At 57.4% G+C, this 15,442-nt stretch carries 18 protein-coding genes; all 18 read right to left on the bottom strand.

The genetic code is table 11. From position 1 onward, the window contains the following. The 18 genes from C7964_RS15185 to C7964_RS15100 all read right to left on the bottom strand — a co-directional run bounded on the left by C7964_RS15185 (nucleotide 1) and on the right by C7964_RS15100 (nucleotide 15,291). On the bottom strand, nucleotides 1-711 hold the full coding sequence (locus tag C7964_RS15185) for a biotin--[acetyl-CoA-carboxylase] ligase (protein ID WP_286163983.1): 711 nt from the start codon (nucleotides 709-711) through the stop codon (nucleotides 1-3). A gap of 43 nt (nucleotides 712-754) precedes the next feature. Beyond that, nucleotides 755-2,191, bottom strand: a complete 1,437-nt coding sequence (nuoN, locus tag C7964_RS15180) for an NADH-quinone oxidoreductase subunit NuoN (RefSeq protein ID WP_110280511.1) — start codon at nucleotides 2,189-2,191, stop codon at nucleotides 755-757. A 12-nt stretch (nucleotides 2,192-2,203) separates the two neighbouring features. Then, a complete protein-coding gene (locus C7964_RS15175; RefSeq protein WP_076658699.1) occupies nucleotides 2,204-3,745 on the bottom strand; it encodes an NADH-quinone oxidoreductase subunit M in 1,542 nt (513 codons plus the stop codon). Further along, nucleotides 3,745-5,862: an NADH-quinone oxidoreductase subunit L gene (nuoL, locus tag C7964_RS15170; protein ID WP_110280510.1), complete on the bottom strand. Its 2,118-nt coding sequence runs from the start codon at nucleotides 5,860-5,862 to the stop codon at nucleotides 3,745-3,747. Before nuoL ends, C7964_RS15175 begins: the two co-directional genes overlap by 1 nt. A gap of 5 nt (nucleotides 5,863-5,867) precedes the next feature. Next, nucleotides 5,868-6,173 (bottom strand): NADH-quinone oxidoreductase subunit NuoK, encoded by a 306-nt coding sequence (nuoK, locus tag C7964_RS15165; RefSeq protein WP_008235370.1) that lies wholly within the window; start codon nucleotides 6,171-6,173, stop codon nucleotides 5,868-5,870. A gap of 90 nt (nucleotides 6,174-6,263) precedes the next feature. Further along, nucleotides 6,264-6,734: a hypothetical protein gene (locus C7964_RS15160; RefSeq protein ID WP_110280509.1), complete on the bottom strand. Its 471-nt coding sequence runs from the start codon at nucleotides 6,732-6,734 to the stop codon at nucleotides 6,264-6,266. A 6-nt stretch (nucleotides 6,735-6,740) separates the two neighbouring features. Continuing rightward, nucleotides 6,741-7,346, bottom strand: a complete 606-nt coding sequence (locus tag C7964_RS15155; RefSeq protein ID WP_110280508.1) for an NADH-quinone oxidoreductase subunit J — start codon at nucleotides 7,344-7,346, stop codon at nucleotides 6,741-6,743. Further along, a complete protein-coding gene (locus tag C7964_RS15150) occupies nucleotides 7,343-7,741 on the bottom strand; it encodes a carboxymuconolactone decarboxylase family protein (protein ID WP_110280507.1) in 399 nt (132 codons plus the stop codon). The genes C7964_RS15155 and C7964_RS15150 overlap by 4 nt, the downstream gene beginning before the upstream one ends. After that, nucleotides 7,738-8,232 (bottom strand): NADH-quinone oxidoreductase subunit NuoI, encoded by a 495-nt coding sequence (gene nuoI, locus C7964_RS15145; RefSeq protein WP_055293121.1) that lies wholly within the window; start codon nucleotides 8,230-8,232, stop codon nucleotides 7,738-7,740. The genes C7964_RS15150 and nuoI overlap by 4 nt, the downstream gene beginning before the upstream one ends. 1 nt (nucleotide 8,233) lies before the next feature. Continuing rightward, nucleotides 8,234-9,274, bottom strand: a complete 1,041-nt coding sequence (nuoH, locus tag C7964_RS15140; protein WP_110280506.1) for an NADH-quinone oxidoreductase subunit NuoH — start codon at nucleotides 9,272-9,274, stop codon at nucleotides 8,234-8,236. 11 nt (nucleotides 9,275-9,285) lie between these two features. Continuing rightward, complete coding sequence (gene nuoG, locus C7964_RS15135) at nucleotides 9,286-11,304, bottom strand: NADH-quinone oxidoreductase subunit NuoG (RefSeq protein WP_110280505.1); 2,019 nt, start codon at nucleotides 11,302-11,304, stop codon at nucleotides 9,286-9,288. A 138-nt stretch (nucleotides 11,305-11,442) separates the two neighbouring features. After that, nucleotides 11,443-11,847 (bottom strand): DUF5333 domain-containing protein, encoded by a 405-nt coding sequence (locus C7964_RS15130; RefSeq protein ID WP_110280504.1) that lies wholly within the window; start codon nucleotides 11,845-11,847, stop codon nucleotides 11,443-11,445. A gap of 166 nt (nucleotides 11,848-12,013) precedes the next feature. After that, nucleotides 12,014-12,466 (bottom strand): DUF3291 domain-containing protein, encoded by a 453-nt coding sequence (locus C7964_RS15125; RefSeq protein ID WP_110280503.1) that lies wholly within the window; start codon nucleotides 12,464-12,466, stop codon nucleotides 12,014-12,016. 43 nt (nucleotides 12,467-12,509) lie between these two features. Continuing rightward, on the bottom strand, nucleotides 12,510-12,644 hold the full coding sequence (locus tag C7964_RS20240) for a hypothetical protein (protein WP_286163982.1): 135 nt from the start codon (nucleotides 12,642-12,644) through the stop codon (nucleotides 12,510-12,512). Nucleotides 12,645-12,749: 105 nt separating this feature from the next. Further along, nucleotides 12,750-13,154, bottom strand: coding sequence for a hypothetical protein (locus tag C7964_RS15115; RefSeq protein ID WP_110280501.1), 405 nt, complete (start codon nucleotides 13,152-13,154; stop codon nucleotides 12,750-12,752). Next, nucleotides 13,151-14,437: an NADH-quinone oxidoreductase subunit NuoF gene (gene nuoF / locus C7964_RS15110; RefSeq protein ID WP_110280500.1), complete on the bottom strand. Its 1,287-nt coding sequence runs from the start codon at nucleotides 14,435-14,437 to the stop codon at nucleotides 13,151-13,153. Before nuoF ends, C7964_RS15115 begins: the two co-directional genes overlap by 4 nt. Then, on the bottom strand, nucleotides 14,437-14,667 hold the full coding sequence (locus tag C7964_RS15105; protein WP_110280499.1) for a DUF5337 domain-containing protein: 231 nt from the start codon (nucleotides 14,665-14,667) through the stop codon (nucleotides 14,437-14,439). The genes nuoF and C7964_RS15105 overlap by 1 nt, the downstream gene beginning before the upstream one ends. Before the next feature lie 15 nt (nucleotides 14,668-14,682). After that, nucleotides 14,683-15,291, bottom strand: coding sequence for a helix-hairpin-helix domain-containing protein (locus C7964_RS15100; protein WP_110280498.1), 609 nt, complete (start codon nucleotides 15,289-15,291; stop codon nucleotides 14,683-14,685). Nucleotides 15,292-15,442 lie beyond the last annotated feature (151 nt).

The following is a 15,442-nucleotide window of genomic DNA, read 5'->3' as shown; positions in this document are numbered from 1 at the left end:
TTATGAAAAGAATATATCGGCCGCCGGGATCGCACGCGGCCCGGTACCTGTGATCAGCACCAGATTGCCGTCACGGTCGATACTGTCAAAGATACCTGTCACATCCTCGCGACCAGTCCGCGCAGTTATGACCTCACCCAGACGCGCGGCTTTGGACAGCCACTCATCACGGATACGGTCAAATCCGAGGCGCATCAGCTTGGCTTCCTGCGTGGCATACGCATCGGCAAGGGTCGCAAGGAAATCCTGCGGGGACACCAACTCTCCGCCAGCCTCCGCAAGGCTGGTGGGCGCAAAGGCAGCCCCCTCTATCCCTTCCGGCGTATGTTTGAGGTTCACCCCGATCCCGATCGACAGCCAGTTTACGAACGGACCGCTTCCCGAACTTTCCAGCAGGATCCCCGCCACCTTGCCCCCTGACAAAAGCACATCATTGGGCCATTTGAGCGCAAGCTTGTCGGCAGATACGTAAATCGAAAGCGCCTGATAGAGCGCGTTTGCCGCCAGAAAAGACCGTTTTGCGGCCTCTGCCGGTGTCGCCTCGGGCCGGAAAATCAATGTCGCGTTCAGGTTGCCTTCCGGCACGATCCACGCACGGCCCCGCCGCCCCCGCGCTGCGGTTTGATGCTTGGCCATGATCCATGTCGGGCGGGTGATATCGGGGGCCCGTCGCGCTGCCTCGGTCATCGTGCTGTCCACAGTGTCCAGCACGACGCAGGCGTACCCCTCGGGCCAAGGCCCGTGTCCCGTGCCCTTAGTTGACAAGCGTCGCCGCGGCAGCCGCCGCGATCGGCTCGATGCCGAAGAGGTTGACGACACCGATCAGCATGACCGCCGCAGATCCCATCAGGAAGCCCCAGAGAACAGGGTTGATCTTACCGTCCAGCGCTTCGCCCTCTTCCCCGAAGTACATGAAGTACACGATCCGCAGATAGTAAAAGGCACCTATTACAGAGGCGATCACACCGGCCACAGCCAACCATGCCAACCCGCCATCATAGGCCGCGCGCAACACGTAGAACTTGCCAAAGAAACCGACCATGGGCGGCACGCCCGCAAGGCTGAAGAGCAGGACAAGCATCGCAAGCGCGCGCAGTGGCTGACGCTTGGAATACATCTTGAGGCTATCAATGCTCGTGACGGGCCGCCCGTCACGTTCCATCGATAGAATGAACGCGAAGGTGCCGATATTCATCGTCACATAGATGGCCATGTAGATCAGCATGGCCTGCACACCAAAGGCAGTGCCCGCAGCCAGCCCCATCAGGGCAAAGCCCATATGCGCGATCGAGGAATAGGCCATGAGGCGTTTGATGTCTTTCTGGCCAATCGCGGCAATCGCACCAAGGAACATGGAAACTACAGCCAGGAACGCCACGATCTGCTGCCAGTCACCCACGATCCCGCCGAATGCGTCATGCACAACGCGCGCGAACAGCGCCATAGCGGCAACTTTGGGCGCGGTTGCGAAGAACGCCGTGACCGGTGTGGGCGAGCCCTCGTACACGTCAGGCGTCCACATGTGGAAGGGTGCGGCCGAGACCTTGAACGCAAAGCCCGCAATCAGGAAGACCAGACCGAAGAGAAGACCCAGAGATGGCTCATCCGCTGTCGCTTCGATGATGCCCGCAAAGAGCGTGGTACCTGCGAAACCGTATGTCAGCGATGCACCGTAAAGCAGCAAACCGGACGACAGCGCACCCAGCACAAAGTACTTCAGGCCCGCCTCGGTCGATTTTACGCTATCGCGCCGCAGCGATGCGACCACGTAAAGTGCCAGTGACTGCAATTCGAGGCCCATATAAAGCGCCATCAGATCGCCTGCGCTGACCATGACCATCATACCCACGACAGCCAAAGCGACGAGTACCGGATACTCGAACCGCAGCAACCCACGGCGCTGCATATAGCTTTCCGACATCAAGAGCACAGCAGCAGCGGACAGCAGGATCACCACCTTGGCAAACCGCGCAAAGCCATCATCCACGAACATACCGCCAAAGGCAATGTTCGTGCCCTGCCCGTTGATCCCGATCCAGACCGCCAGCAGCACAAACAGACCCGAGGTGGCCCAGGTCAGAAGCGGCGCCATGCCGTCTTTGGTGGTATAAACCGCCGCCAGCAATGCGCCCATGGCATAAACCGCCAGCACAAGTTCGGGCATCAGGATTTGGATATCAGCACCAATCATAACGGGCTTTCCTTAATTCGAAGCAAACTGCGTTGCGGCCTCAAAGGTCGCAAGCGCGGTGTCATAGTTATCAACCAGCGCCGCAACGCTTGGGCCGATCATGTCAAGAACGAGTGCGGGATAAACACCCAAAAGCAGGGTCATCACCACCAGCGGCGCAAAGATCGCGCGTTCGCGTGTGGTCATGTCAGAGATGGTTTTCAGGCTCTCTTTGATCAGGTCCCCCATCACGACACGGCGGTAGAGCCACAGCGCATAGGCGGCAGAGAGGATCACACCGGATGTCGCAAAGACCGCGATCCATGTGTTGACCTGGAAAATACCCATCAACGTCAGGAATTCACCAACAAAGCCCGATGTCCCCGGCAGACCCACGTTCGCCATTGTAAAGAACATAAAGATCAGCGCATAGGCCGGCATCCGGTTCACCAGACCGCCATAGGCGTCAATCTCGCGGGTGTGCATCCGGTCGTAGATCACGCCGACGCAAAGGAACAACGCACCCGAGATAAACCCGTGGCTGATCATCTGGAAGATCGCCCCGTCAATCCCCTGCTGGTTGACCGCAAAGATCCCCATCGTCACGTACCCCATGTGCGCAACAGATGAATAGGCAATCAGCTTTTTCATATCTTCCTGCACGAGTGCGACCAGCGACGTATAGACAATCGCAATCGCGGACAGCCAGAGCACCAGCGGCCCCATCACCTCGGACCCGACGGGGAACATCGGCAGGCTGAAACGCAGGAACCCGTAGCCACCCATCTTCAACAGGATCGCGGCCAGCACGACCGATCCCGCCGTGGGCGCCTGCACGTGCGCGTCAGGTAGCCATGTATGGACAGGCCACATGGGCATCTTGACCGCGAAGCTGGCAAAGAAGGCCAACCACAAAAGCGTCTGCATCCCGCCCACGATCTGAACACCCAGAACGCTGAAATTCTCGGTCCCGAAGGTGTGGGTCATCAGCGTGGGAATATCGGTCGTACCTGCGTCGGCAAACATCGCCACCATCGCGACCAGCATCAGCACAGAGCCAAGGAAGGTATAAAGGAAGAACTTGAAGGACGCATAAATCCGGTTCTTGCCGCCCCAGATCCCGATAATCAGGAACATCGGGATCAGACCTGCCTCGAAGAACAGGTAGAACAGCACCAGATCAAGCGCGAGGAAGACGCCCAACATCAGCGTTTCCAGCACGAGGAACGCGATCATGTATTCCTTTACGCGGGTTTCGACGTTCCAGCAGGCCGCAATCACCAAAGGCATCAGGAAGGTGGTCAGCATGACAAAGAGGATCGAAATGCCATCGACACCCATCTTGTATTGCAGCCCCAAGAGCCAGTCGCGGGTCTCGACCATCTGGAAGCCGGTATTGTTGGGATCAAAGTTCGTCAGAATGAACAGCGAGCAAATGAACGTCACCACGGTCGTGACCAGCGCCACCCATTTGGCATTGCGCTGTGCGTCCGCATCGTCACCGCGCAGGAAGAGCGCCAGAATGACGGCCCCCAGAAGCGGCAGGAACGTTGTGAGAGAAAGAATATTGCCCATTAGTTCGCTCCCCCGAAGAGCGTCATCCAGGTGAGGAGCACTGCAATGCCAAGCACCATCGCAAATACGTAGCTAAAGATATAACCGGACTGTGCGCGGCCAGCGAGACGGGTGAAGAAAGGGATAATCCCCATCGCAATCCCGTTGATCCCGCCATCAATCGTGTCGGTGTCTCCGCGCTTCCAGAACAAGCGTCCCAAGGCCAGCGCGGGCTTGATAAAGATGAAATTGTAGATCTCGTCAAAGTACCATTTGTTCAGCAAGAACTGATACAACGGCGCCTGCTGTGCGGCCAGTTTGGCCGGCCAATCCGGACGGCGGATATACATCTGATAGGCCAGCGCCAGACCGGCCAGCATCGCGATAAACGGTGCGACCTTGACCCATTTTGCGACCTCATGCGCATCATTCAGCACGTGATTGTCGGGGCTGTTGTGAATTGCGCCCTCACCCGGCGCGCCGACAAGGTTGTAATGGGCCTTGGCGTGATCACCCTCTTCTGCCGCGTGATCATCGGTTGCACCATGGTCACCCTCGGTGCCATGCTCGGAAGCTTCAGCGTAAGGCACGCCAAAGAACTTGCCGACCTTGTCGTTGGAACTGAAGAATGACCCGTACCAGACCATGCCAGAGAAGATCGCCCCCAGTGCCAGCACATAGAGCGGCACCAGCATGATGGTCGGGCTTTCATGGGCATGGTCATGGGTATGCGCATCGCCGCGTGGCGTGCCGTAGAATGTCATGAACATCAGGCGCCAGCTGTAGAAACTTGTCATCAGCGCGGCCACGACCAGCATCCAGAAGGCATAGCCGCCATTGGTGCCTGCATAGGCGCTCTCGATAATCGCATCTTTTGACACGAAGCCCGCGAAACCAACAGGGAAGCCCACGTAGAGCAGCGGAATACCCACACCCGTGATTGCCAAAGTGCCGATCATCATCATCCAGAAGGTCTTGGGGATCTTGTGACGCAGACCGCCATAGTTCCGCATGTCCTGTTCGTGGTGCATCGCGTGGATCACCGAGCCTGCCCCAAGGAACAACATCGCCTTGAAGAACGCGTGTGTCAGCAGGTGGAACATCGCAACCGAGTAGACGCCCAGACCTGCGGCCACAAACATATAGCCTAGCTGCGAACAGGTCGAATAGGCGATGACCCGTTTGATATCGTTCTGCACCAGACCCACGGTCGCCGCGAAAAACGCGGTGGTTGCGCCCAGAAACACAATAAAGCTGGTTGCTGTGGGTGCATATTCCATCAGCGGCGACATACGGCAGACGAGGAAGACACCAGCGGTGACCATGGTCGCCGCGTGGATCAGGGCGGACACAGGAGTCGGGCCTTCCATCGCGTCCGGCAGCCATGTGTGCAGAAACAGCTGCGCCGATTTACCCATCGCGCCGATAAACAACAGGAACGCGATCAGGTTCAGCGTGTTCCAGTCACGCCACATGAAGGTGATCGTGTGTTCCTGCAAATCCGGAATCGCGGCAAAGATGTCGTCAAACTTGATGCTGTCGGTCACCAGATAAAGCGCAAAGATACCCAAGGCGAAACCGAAGTCACCCACACGGTTGACGACGAACGCCTTGATCGCAGCGGCATTGGCGGTCGGTTTTTTATAGTAGAAACCGATCAGAAGATAGGACGCGACACCCACGCCTTCCCAACCAAAGAACATCTGCACAAGGTTGTCGGCTGTCACCAGCATCAACATCGCGAAAGTAAAGAAAGACAAATAAGCAAAGAAACGCGGACGATAGCTCTCGCCTTCTTTGAAATTCTCGTCATGGGCCATGTAGCCGAAGGAATAAAGATGCACGAGCGCGGACACGGTCGTGATCACGATCAGCATGATCGCGGTCAAACGGTCCATCTTGATCGCCCAATCGGTCGAGAGCGTGCCGCTTTCGATCCAGCGCAACAGGTTGACGGTATAGCTACCGTTCACATGTGCCGAGGCATCGAACGTCAGGAAAACAACCCAAGACAGGAAGGCCGACAGGAACAACATGCTGGTCGCTGTCCACTGTGCGGCCTTTTCACCGATGAATTTCCAGCCAAAGCCGCAAAGCAGCGCACCGACCAGAGGCGCAAAGAGAATGATGGTTTCCATTGGTTTTAACCCTTCATCACGTTGACGTCTTCAACGTCGATGGTCCCGCGGTTGCGGAAGAAACAAACAAGGATCGCAAGGCCGATCGCGGCCTCGGCGGCGGCAACGGTCAGCACGAACAGGGTAAAGACCTGACCGACCAGATCGCCCAGATAGCTGGAGAAGGCGACAAGGTTGATGTTTACCGCCAGCAGCATCAATTCGATGCTCATCAACAGGATGATCACGTTCTTGCGGTTCAAAAACAGCCCGAAGATGCCAATGACAAACAGGGCGGCCGCCACCGTGAGATAATGTTCAAGTCCGATCATACGCATCTTCCTTCAAAGGGCATTGGCCCCGGTCTTTATTCGCAGTCCCGGACCTGATCCGGGACCTCATGTTGTCGTCCGGCCGCGGGTTTATCCCGCCAGCACAAATTCCGTCTTATCGCCACGCAGCTCCGGATAGGCCGCTGCACAGGCGCATGTTTCTGTTGTTTCGGTCGTGATCACGAGATCACGGGTCATATATTCAAGATCCGCCGCAATCCGTTCAAAGGTCGCAAAGACCCGTGATCCGGATTGATGGCGCTCGAGTACCTCGCGGACATCATCGGTGCGGTCAAACGCGCTCTCGGGCCCCATGTTTTCTTCTGCGGCGCGGAACGACAGCATTTCACCCGTCGCACATTCCACCAAAGCACACCCTTTGTAGGACCCCTCTTGCGTCCACCAATGCGTCCACATCACACGGCCCTCGCCCAGATCACGATGACCGTATTCGCCGCCGTGGCTGATATGCGTGATCCGCCGACACTCCGCCAGCGTCAGCGCGCTGGCTGACGTCGCGAAGATCATCATGGCCGTGGGTATGATGGCGAGTTTCCGCATATCTGCTTACAGACCCTGCCCCGGCTTGACGTCTTTCAGTTCCATCGCCTTGGCCGGATCACGGTACATCTGCGCAAGGATGTTCTGGCGCTTGATGTCCACACGGTGGCGCAGCGTCAGCACAATCGCCCCGATCATCGCCACAAGCAGGATCAGGCCCGAAAGCTGGAACAGAAGAATGTACTTGTCATAGATCAGCAGACCCAGCGCGCGGGTGTTGTCCCGATCGCCCGCAGGTGCCGCAATGCGGCCCTCAACCCCGTCAGCAAAGCCCCAAACACCCAGCGCCAGCGCCAGTTGCATCAGGATCACCACACCGATCAGCAGCGCCAAAGGCAGGTATTTTGTCATTTCCGCCTTCAGTTCGGCGAAATCAATGTCGAGCATCATCACAACGAAAAGGAAAAGCACCGCGACGGCGCCCACGTAGACGATGATCAGCAACATCGCCACGAATTCCGCGCCCAAGGTCACGAACAGCCCCGCAGAGGACAGAAACGCGAGGATCAGCCACAACACCGAGTGTACCGGATTGCGGCTCACAACGGTCATCAGACCACCGGCAACGGTCGTCACGGCAAAGAGGTAAAATATGAACGCGAAGACGGTCATGCGCTTTCGTCCTTTTCTAAGACTTCGGTTGCCAGTTCCATCGCTTTGGTCATGGCTGGCACGCCTGCGAACATGCCCATCTGGGCGATCACTTCGGCGATTTCCTGTTTTGTGGCCCCTGCTTCGACCAGATGGCGCACGGTCAGTCGGATCTGTGCCTCAGCCTGCGCGCCCAGCACGGTCAGCCCCGCAAGCGTCAGCATCAGCCGCGTTTTCGCGTCCAGCCCATCAGGGTTGATCCCCTTGCCAAAGAACATCTCCATGGTTTCCTTGGGCATGGTGGGCCAAAGGTTTTCAAACCCTTTGGGCGTGAAGGATTCCAGAGCCGGATTCATGGCTTTCGCCCAGTCCTGGCCCATCTTCATCATGGCTTCAAAGGGGTTCTGTTCGGTCATCTGTACGGCGCGTCCAGTTCGAGGTTGCGTGCAATCTCGGATTCCCAACGGTCGCCGTTCTCAAGCAGTTTGGCTTTGTCGTAATAGAGCTCTTCGCGTGTCTCGGTGCTGAATTCGAAATTCGGACCTTCCACGATGGCATCCACAGGACAGGCTTCCTGACAGAAACCGCAATAGATGCATTTGGTCATGTCAATGTCATAGCGCGTCGTGCGACGGCTGCCGTCATCGCGTGGTTCGGCGTCAATCGTGATCGCCTGCGCAGGGCAAACGGCCTCGCAGAGTTTACATGCAATGCAGCGTTCTTCGCCATTGGGATAGCGGCGCAGCGCGTGTTCACCACGGAAGCGTGGGGAAAGCGGCCCCTTTTCGTGCGGATAGTTCAGCGTGGCCTTGGGCGAGAAGAAGTACTTCATCCCTAGCTTGAAGCCGACCCAGAAATCCTGAAGCAGGAAGTATTTCGCGGCGCGGGTATAATCCATTTGCGTCATTTTATGCTCCCATAGCCCAGCGTGCCCAGAAGCCGCCGAGTACTTCGAATTTTGCAAGGAACGACACCAGCACGACCCAACCCAGCGACAGTGGCAGGAAGACCTTCCAGCCAATGCGCATCAATTGGTCATAGCGGTAGCGCGGGGTGATGGCCTTGACCATCGCGAACATGAAGAAACACATCGCCATCTTCAGCACCATCCAGAAGATACCATCCGGCAGGAACGGTACAGGCGACAGCCAGCCCCCGAAGAACAAGAGCGAGATCAGCGCGCACATCAGCACGACCGCCATCAGTTCACCGATCATGAACAAAAGGAACGGTGTGGAGGAGTATTCCACCTGATAGCCCGCGACGAGTTCCGATTCAGCCTCGGGCAGGTCAAACGGTGGACGGTTTGTTTCGGCCAACGCGCTGATAAAGAACAGGAAGAGCATCGGGAAATGCGCAACCCAGAACCAGTTGAACAGGCCCGCGTTGCCGTCTTGTGCGGCAACGATATCGCCGAAGTTCATGGAACCCGCCGAGATGATCACACCGACGATGATCAGACCGATCGAGACCTCATAGGAAATCATCTGCGCCGCTGACCGCAGCGAGCCAAGGAACGGATATTTCGAGTTCGAGGCCCAGCCACCCATGATGACGCCGTAGACCTCCAAAGAGCCGATTGCGAAGATATAGAGGATCGCCACGTTGATATCCGCCAGCACCCAGCCGTCATTGAAAGGAATCACGGACCAGGCGATGACCGACAGAACAAATGCGATCAGCGGGGCAAGGAAGAAAACGAACTTATCCGCACCCGCAGGCACGACGATTTCCTTGACGATATATTTCAGAAAGTCGGCAAAGGACTGCAACAGGCCGAACGGGCCCACAATGTTTGGCCCCTTGCGCATCTGGACGGCAGCCCAGACCTTACGGTCGGCATACATCAGAAACGCAAGTGCGACCAGAAGCGGCACAAGCACCAGCAGACACTGCCCCAAGATCACAAGGACGATGCCAAGGTTGGTGTTGGTAAAGAATTCAACCATTGTCGTCGTCCTTATTCTGCGGCCAGTGGCGCAGATTTCCGTGCCTTCGCGTTCGCGCTCAGCTCTGCCATCAGTGTTGACGCGCGGGCAATCGGGTTTGTCAGATAGAAGTCGGTCACCGCATTGCGGAAATCAGCCGATCCGGGTTTCTTGACCGGCAGCGCAGACCATTCATTCTCGGCCACTTCATCAATATCACCCAGATGTGGGTGCGCCGCCACAAGCGCCTGACGCAGTTGCGCCATGCTGTCGAATGGCAGTGTCGCATCCAATTCTGCCGACAACGCCCGCAGGATCGCCCAGTTTTCCTTGGCTTGCCCCGGCGGGAAGCTGGCACGCAGTGCCAGTTGCGGACGGCCTTCGGTGTTGACGAACAACCCGTTTTCTTCGGTATAGGCAGCGGCCGGCAGGATAATATCGGCGCGGTGCGCACCACGGTCGCCGTGGCTACCCTGATAGATCACAAAGGCACCCGGTTTGACCTCAACCTCATCCGCACCAAGGTTGTAGATCACTTCGGCGCCCTCAAGTGCGGCCTCAAGCCCGCCTTCGGTTGCAGCACCCACATCCATGGCACCCACACGGCCAGCCGCGGTGTGCAGAATCAGGAGTTTCGCTCCCGCAGCCTCGGCCGCTTTCATCGCCTGGCTCAGAACGGCTTCGCCATCGGCCTCGTTCAAAGCACCCATGCCAACGATCATCACGCCAGCTTTGTCTTTTTTGTCGCTGTGATCCATCTCGGCCAGTTTGACCAGATCATCGCGGCCCGCACCAATCTGGACCACATCATAGGTCAGATCATCATTTGTCCCGATCCGTGCGACATGCGCCCCACGTGACCACGCCTTGCGGATACGCGCATTCAATACCGGCGCTTCCTCGCGCGGGTTGGTGCCGATCAGCAGGATCATGTCGGCATTATCAATATCTTCGATCGCGGCAGTGCCGACATAACCAGAGCGGTTGCCGATAGGCAGTTTCGCACCATCCGTGCGGCACTCAACACGGCCACCCTGCCCTTCGATCAATTGCTTGAGCGCGAAAGCAGCTTCAACAGGCGCCAGATCACCCACAAGACCCGCGACTTTCTTGCCTTTCATCGCGGCGGCCGCAGCGGCAAGCGCCTCGGGCCAGCTGGCTTTGCGCAGCTTGCCGTTTTCACGGATGTAAGGCGTATCCAGACGCTGGCGGCGCAGGCCGTCCCAGACAAAACGGGTCTTGTCGGAAATCCACTCTTCATTCACGCCGTCATGGTTGCGCGGCAGGAAACGCATCACTTCGCGGCCCTTGGTATCCACGCGGATGTTGGACCCGAGTGCATCCATCACATCAATTGATTCTGTTTTGGTCAGTTCCCAAGGGCGGGCGGTGAAAGCGTAGGGCTTGGAAACCAGCGCACCAACGGGGCACAGGTCGATGATGTTGCCCTGCATATTCGAATCGAGCGTTTCGCCCAGATAGGACGTAATCTCGGCATCCTCACCGCGCCCTGTCTGGCCCATCTGGTGAATACCGGCGACCTCGGTCGTAAAACGCACACAGCGGGTGCAGGAGATACAACGGGTCATATGGGTTTCGACCAATGGACCAAGATCAAGATCCTCGGTTGCGCGCTTGGGTTCGCGGAAACGGCTGAAATCGACGCCGTAAGCCATGGCCTGATCCTGAAGATCACATTCACCGCCTTGGTCGCAAATCGGGCAATCCAGCGGGTGGTTGATCAGCAAAAACTCCATCACGCCTTCGCGGGCCTTTTTGACCATGGGCGAGTTTGTTTTCACAACAGGCGGCTGGCCTTCCGGACCGGGGCGCAAATCCTTGACCTGCATCGCGCAAGAGGCGGCAGGTTTTGGCGGGCCGCCCACAACCTCGACCAGACACATGCGGCAGTTGCCCGCAATGGAAAGCCGCTCATGATAGCAGAAACGCGGGATTTCGATCCCCGCCTCTTCACAGGCCTGTATCAGGGTCATAGCCCCGTCAACTTCGACCTCATTTCCATCAATGATGACTTTGCGCAGATCAGACATGGCGTGTCCTATGTGTTCCCTCATGCGCCTTAGGCCGCAAGGGACCTAGCGCGTTGTCACGCGTTCTAACGCGACAGGCCACGCGATGCCAGTCAGATTGACAAAAAAACGATCACTTTTCGCACTTGCAGCAAAGTCTTAGCGCAAGAGCCAGCCAACGCGCGTATTTGCGGCGATTTGGGCGCGACCTACGGTGCAATAGCTGTCAGGATCATCCGCAACGACCCCAAGGCGGGCCAATTGTGCACGCGCAATGCCCTCAAGCCGGTCTTTTTCTGCGTCGTCATTGATGTAGGCATCAATCTCTTCATCGGAAAAGCCAAGGCTGCTGGCATGGCTGCGCAGGGATTGCAGATACCCATACCCGCGAAACAGGCGCGCACGAATGCTGTCGCATTGCTCGGAAATCTCATAGGCCATGCCCACAGCGATAATGCCGTCGCGTACATGTGCCACATCTTTCAGCGCGGTCTGTGCAGACGCATGGCCCGCAGACATAACCGTCGCGACAGCCATGACGGCACCAAGGGCAAAGTGTTTCATTCTCGATCTCCTCTGCGACACCCGACGCGTCACATTGCTCGCAGTACAGATCATCTTTCGGGCCGCGTTATTCAATATCAGGGCTTTGACATCGGTATATTCATGCCGAATAGAGAAAACAGAGTGAGTTAAGTCACTGACATCATGTGTTTTTACCTTCACTTGTTCATAGCCGATCCTTGGCGCGCAACCAATCCCAGCCAAAAGCCTCTTCGCTATCGCCATGCGTCTGCCGATGCTGCAGCTTGGCCATCGCTTCGTCGAGCGTCGGTTGCGTCCCTTCCGGCACCCACCACATCACAAAATGCATCTGTACCAGCGTTTCGAACCATTCTTTGCTGCGATTCATGAATCTGGCGTGCAGGGTATCAAAGACATAGGTCCGCAATTGTGCGGGCGTTTCCCAAACCGACAGATTGGCTACAAACTGCGGATCACCGTCCAAATGCGCCTCGGTGTTGCCCTTGCCGGGCTCGCCCGAACCTTCCATCATCCACACAAACCCCGGCATGCGCTTGCCCAGTCCGTTGATCAGATCAAGGTTGTTCATAAACTCGGCCACGCGCGGATCATCCGTGGGGGCAATCAGGCGACCTATGTTCAACTCGGCAAGGTGCATCTGCTGGTCCTTTCTGGGCGGGTGGGTTGAAACCCACCTTACATTACCGCCGCCGTTGCCGTGCCGGCGCAATACCTGCGATCCCCTTGCGCAAGAACGCCAGTGTCAGGATCACCCCGATAAGCGCCAAAGCACCTGCCGCCGCATAGGCCCAAACGGGCGCTATGTCAGCCCGCACAGCTTTAACAGTAAACCACGCGGGCAAAAAGCAAACGCCAGACGTGACAAGGGCCGCGCCAAAGCTCGCGGCCCCGTCAAGAATATTCCGAAACGCCATAAGGGTTTAGGCGGGGATCAGCAGCGCGCTGATGGCCGAGCCTTCAAGTACCTCGGCGTCCCCTGCGGCGCAAAGATCATCGGATGTGATATCCACGCCGTGCTTGACCTGAAAGCTGCGCTGGCTGACGTCGGTTTCAAGTTCGATACCGGCGCGCTGGCTGTTTGCGGACAAAGACCCACGGCCAACCTCGTTGCGTGCTTCGTTCAAAGAGGAATCCAACGCCGCATCATAGCTGTAACGCGCGCAGTTCTGCGCAATACGGTTGGCCAGCGTCAGGCTGGCGTAGTACTGCGGCGTCGACATATTGAACAATTTCTGCACAGCCGGATCATCAAATGACCGCGCCCCGCCGGTTGTACAAGCGGCCAGTGCCAAAGCCGCGCCAAGCATCAATCCACGTGTCATCATTCTGCTGCCATCCCCGCCAAACGTTTGCCTTTGATCCGGTCCTCGATTTCGTCCCGGAAGTTCTTGATCAAGCCCTGGATCGGCCATGCAGCCGCATCCCCCAGCGCGCAAATCGTATGGCCTTCGACCTGTTTTGTCACGTCGAGCAACATATCAATCTCTTCCACGCTGGCGTTGCCTTCGACAAGACGCGCCATCACGCGCATCATCCAGCCGGTGCCTTCGCGGCAGGGCGTACACTGGCCACAGCTTTCGTGCTTGTAAAACTTGGACAGACGCCAGATCGCCTTGATCATATCGGTCGAGTTATCCATCACGATCACAGCAGCCGTGCCGAGCGAGGATCCCTTTTCCTTGAGCGCATCAAAATCCATGACAGCGTCGCGCATGTTCTCGCCGCGCACACATGGCACGGATGAGCCGCCCGGAATAACCGCCTTGAGGTTATCCCAGCCGCCGCGAATACCGCCGCAATGCTTTTCAATGAGTTCTTCAAAGGAAATCGACATTTCCTCTTCGACAACGCAGGGGTTGTTCACGTGGCCCGAAATCGCAAAAAGCTTGGTGCCGGCATTGTTCGGGCGGCCCATGCTTGCAAACCAGCCACCACCACGGCGCAGGATCGTTGGCACAACCGCGATGGACTCCACGTTGTTTACCGTGGTCGGGCAGCCGTAAAGACCCGCACCCGCAGGGAACGGCGGCTTCATGCGCGGCATGCCCTTTTTGCCTTCGAGGCTTTCCAGCAGTGCTGTTTCTTCGCCGCAGATATAGGCACCGGCACCGTGGGTCAGGTAAATATCGAAATCCCAGCCGGATTTGGCAGCATTCTTGCCCACCAGACCGGCAGCGTAGCATTCGTCAATCGCGGCCTGCAGCGCCTCTTTTTCGCGGATATATTCGCCACGAATATAAATATAGCAGGCATTCGCGTTCATCGCGAAGCTGGCAATCAGACACCCTTCGACCAGCGTATGCGGATCGTGGCGCATGATTTCGCGGTCCTTGCATGTACCGGGCTCGGATTCGTCGGCGTTCACCACCAGATAGGCCGGACGACCGTCACTCTCCTTGGGCATAAACGACCATTTCAGGCCGGTCGGAAAACCCGCCCCACCCCGGCCACGCAGACCCGAGGCTTTCATTTCATTGATGATCCAGTCACGGCCCTTCTTGATGATGTCGGCAGTACCATCCCAATGGCCCCGCGCCTGCGCACCTTTCAAAGTGCGGTCATGCATCCCGTAAAGGTTCGTGAAAATCCGGTTCTCATCTTTGAGCATCAGCTATCGCCCTTGTCTTTTTGGCGCGCACGCCAGAGTTGGTAGGTCTGCCACAGGGCAAACCCGAAACCGGCGAGCGCTGCAAGGTCAAAAAGGGCCCGCAAACGGTTCGGCCAGTCATATTCGGCGCCAATCAGATTGGCCAACACCCAGAAAACACCTGTCCCCGCTACAATCAACGCGACGCGTTGTCCCGCGCGGCTCTCAGAGGTGTTTCCGTGTTGGGCCATTCGTCTGTCGTTGCCTTAGTAAACGCCACCCTTGTCAACCTTCTTGGAGAATTCTGTTTCTCCACCGGCAGCAAGAGTCTTTGCCTGTTCGACCCAGTTATCACGGGTCGCACGGCCTTTGAAACCTTCCAGATTGTCATCAATCCAGGCCTGTTCTTTGGGGCCCCATGTCGCGATCTGGTCAAAGTGGAAAATGCCCATGCCATGCAGGGTTTTCTCGAGCTTCGGACCAACGCCTTTGATCTGTTTGAGATCATCCGGCCCGCCATCACGTGCTGCACTCAGGAACTCTGGCGCGTCATCAGCCGTGGATGCAGGTGCCTCGGCAGCAGGCGCAGCAGCAGGCGCGGCTGGCTTCGGTGCAGGTGCGGCGGCAGCAGCAGGTTCTGGCGCAGCAACAGGGGCCGCCTTTGCAACAGGGGCTTCAAACTGGTTGGGGCCAGGTGCAGGTTCGCGCCACCCCAGCGCCAGCGCGATCGCGGCAATCACACCAACGATACCACCTATAAAGGCCGAACCAAACAGTCCGTAATCGTAAAGAACAAATGCAACGCCTGCTGCAATGATGGCAAACAAAGCAGCTACGGCAATGATGCCCTGACTGATCGGTGCAGTATCTTTCATGGTCTTCTCTCTCCCTCAGGTGGCCGGTGTGGCGGCCTTGCAGATAAAACGCCAACCGCCTGTGCCAAACTGACGCAAGCGCACGTTCAGGGATATCTCTAAACCAATCTTTGCCATCCGGTAAAGAAATACCGCAAAAGCCCAAGACATC

It is taken from the genome of Loktanella sp. PT4BL (assembly GCF_003201935.1).
Lineage (GTDB): Bacteria > Pseudomonadota > Alphaproteobacteria > Rhodobacterales > Rhodobacteraceae > Yoonia.
This window is presented reverse-complemented; position numbering and strand designations above follow the sequence as displayed.

What these genes read in the sequence shown, in the direction of transcription:
- C7964_RS15100 (WP_110280498.1), bottom strand. Translation starts at nt 15,291, where the DNA reads ATGAAAGATACTGCACCGATCAGTCAGGGCATCATTGCCGTAGCTGCT.
- C7964_RS15115 (WP_110280501.1), bottom strand. Translation starts at nt 13,154, where the DNA reads ATGATGACACGTGGATTGATGCTTGGCGCGGCTTTGGCACTGGCCGCT.
- C7964_RS15175 (WP_076658699.1), bottom strand. Translation starts at nt 3,745, where the DNA reads ATGGGCAATATTCTTTCTCTCACAACGTTCCTGCCGCTTCTGGGGGCC.
- nuoL (WP_110280510.1), bottom strand. Translation starts at nt 5,862, where the DNA reads ATGGAAACCATCATTCTCTTTGCGCCTCTGGTCGGTGCGCTGCTTTGC.
- C7964_RS15160 (WP_110280509.1), bottom strand. Translation starts at nt 6,734, where the DNA reads ATGCGGAAACTCGCCATCATACCCACGGCCATGATGATCTTCGCGACG.
- C7964_RS15150 (WP_110280507.1), bottom strand. Translation starts at nt 7,741, where the DNA reads ATGACCGAACAGAACCCCTTTGAAGCCATGATGAAGATGGGCCAGGAC.
- nuoH (WP_110280506.1), bottom strand. Translation starts at nt 9,274, where the DNA reads ATGGTTGAATTCTTTACCAACACCAACCTTGGCATCGTCCTTGTGATC.
- nuoI (WP_055293121.1), bottom strand. Translation starts at nt 8,232, where the DNA reads ATGACGCAAATGGATTATACCCGCGCCGCGAAATACTTCCTGCTTCAG.
- nuoF (WP_110280500.1), bottom strand. Translation starts at nt 14,437, where the DNA reads ATGCTCAAAGATGAGAACCGGATTTTCACGAACCTTTACGGGATGCAT.
- C7964_RS15130 (WP_110280504.1), bottom strand. Translation starts at nt 11,847, where the DNA reads ATGAAACACTTTGCCCTTGGTGCCGTCATGGCTGTCGCGACGGTTATG.
- nuoN (WP_110280511.1), bottom strand. Translation starts at nt 2,191, where the DNA reads ATGATTGGTGCTGATATCCAAATCCTGATGCCCGAACTTGTGCTGGCG.
- nuoK (WP_008235370.1), bottom strand. Translation starts at nt 6,173, where the DNA reads ATGATCGGACTTGAACATTATCTCACGGTGGCGGCCGCCCTGTTTGTC.
- C7964_RS15105 (WP_110280499.1), bottom strand. Translation starts at nt 14,667, where the DNA reads ATGGCCCAACACGGAAACACCTCTGAGAGCCGCGCGGGACAACGCGTC.
- nuoG (WP_110280505.1), bottom strand. Translation starts at nt 11,304, where the DNA reads ATGTCTGATCTGCGCAAAGTCATCATTGATGGAAATGAGGTCGAAGTT.
- C7964_RS15155 (WP_110280508.1), bottom strand. Translation starts at nt 7,346, where the DNA reads ATGACCGTCTTCGCGTTCATATTTTACCTCTTTGCCGTGACGACCGTT.
- C7964_RS15125 (WP_110280503.1), bottom strand. Translation starts at nt 12,466, where the DNA reads ATGCACCTTGCCGAGTTGAACATAGGTCGCCTGATTGCCCCCACGGAT.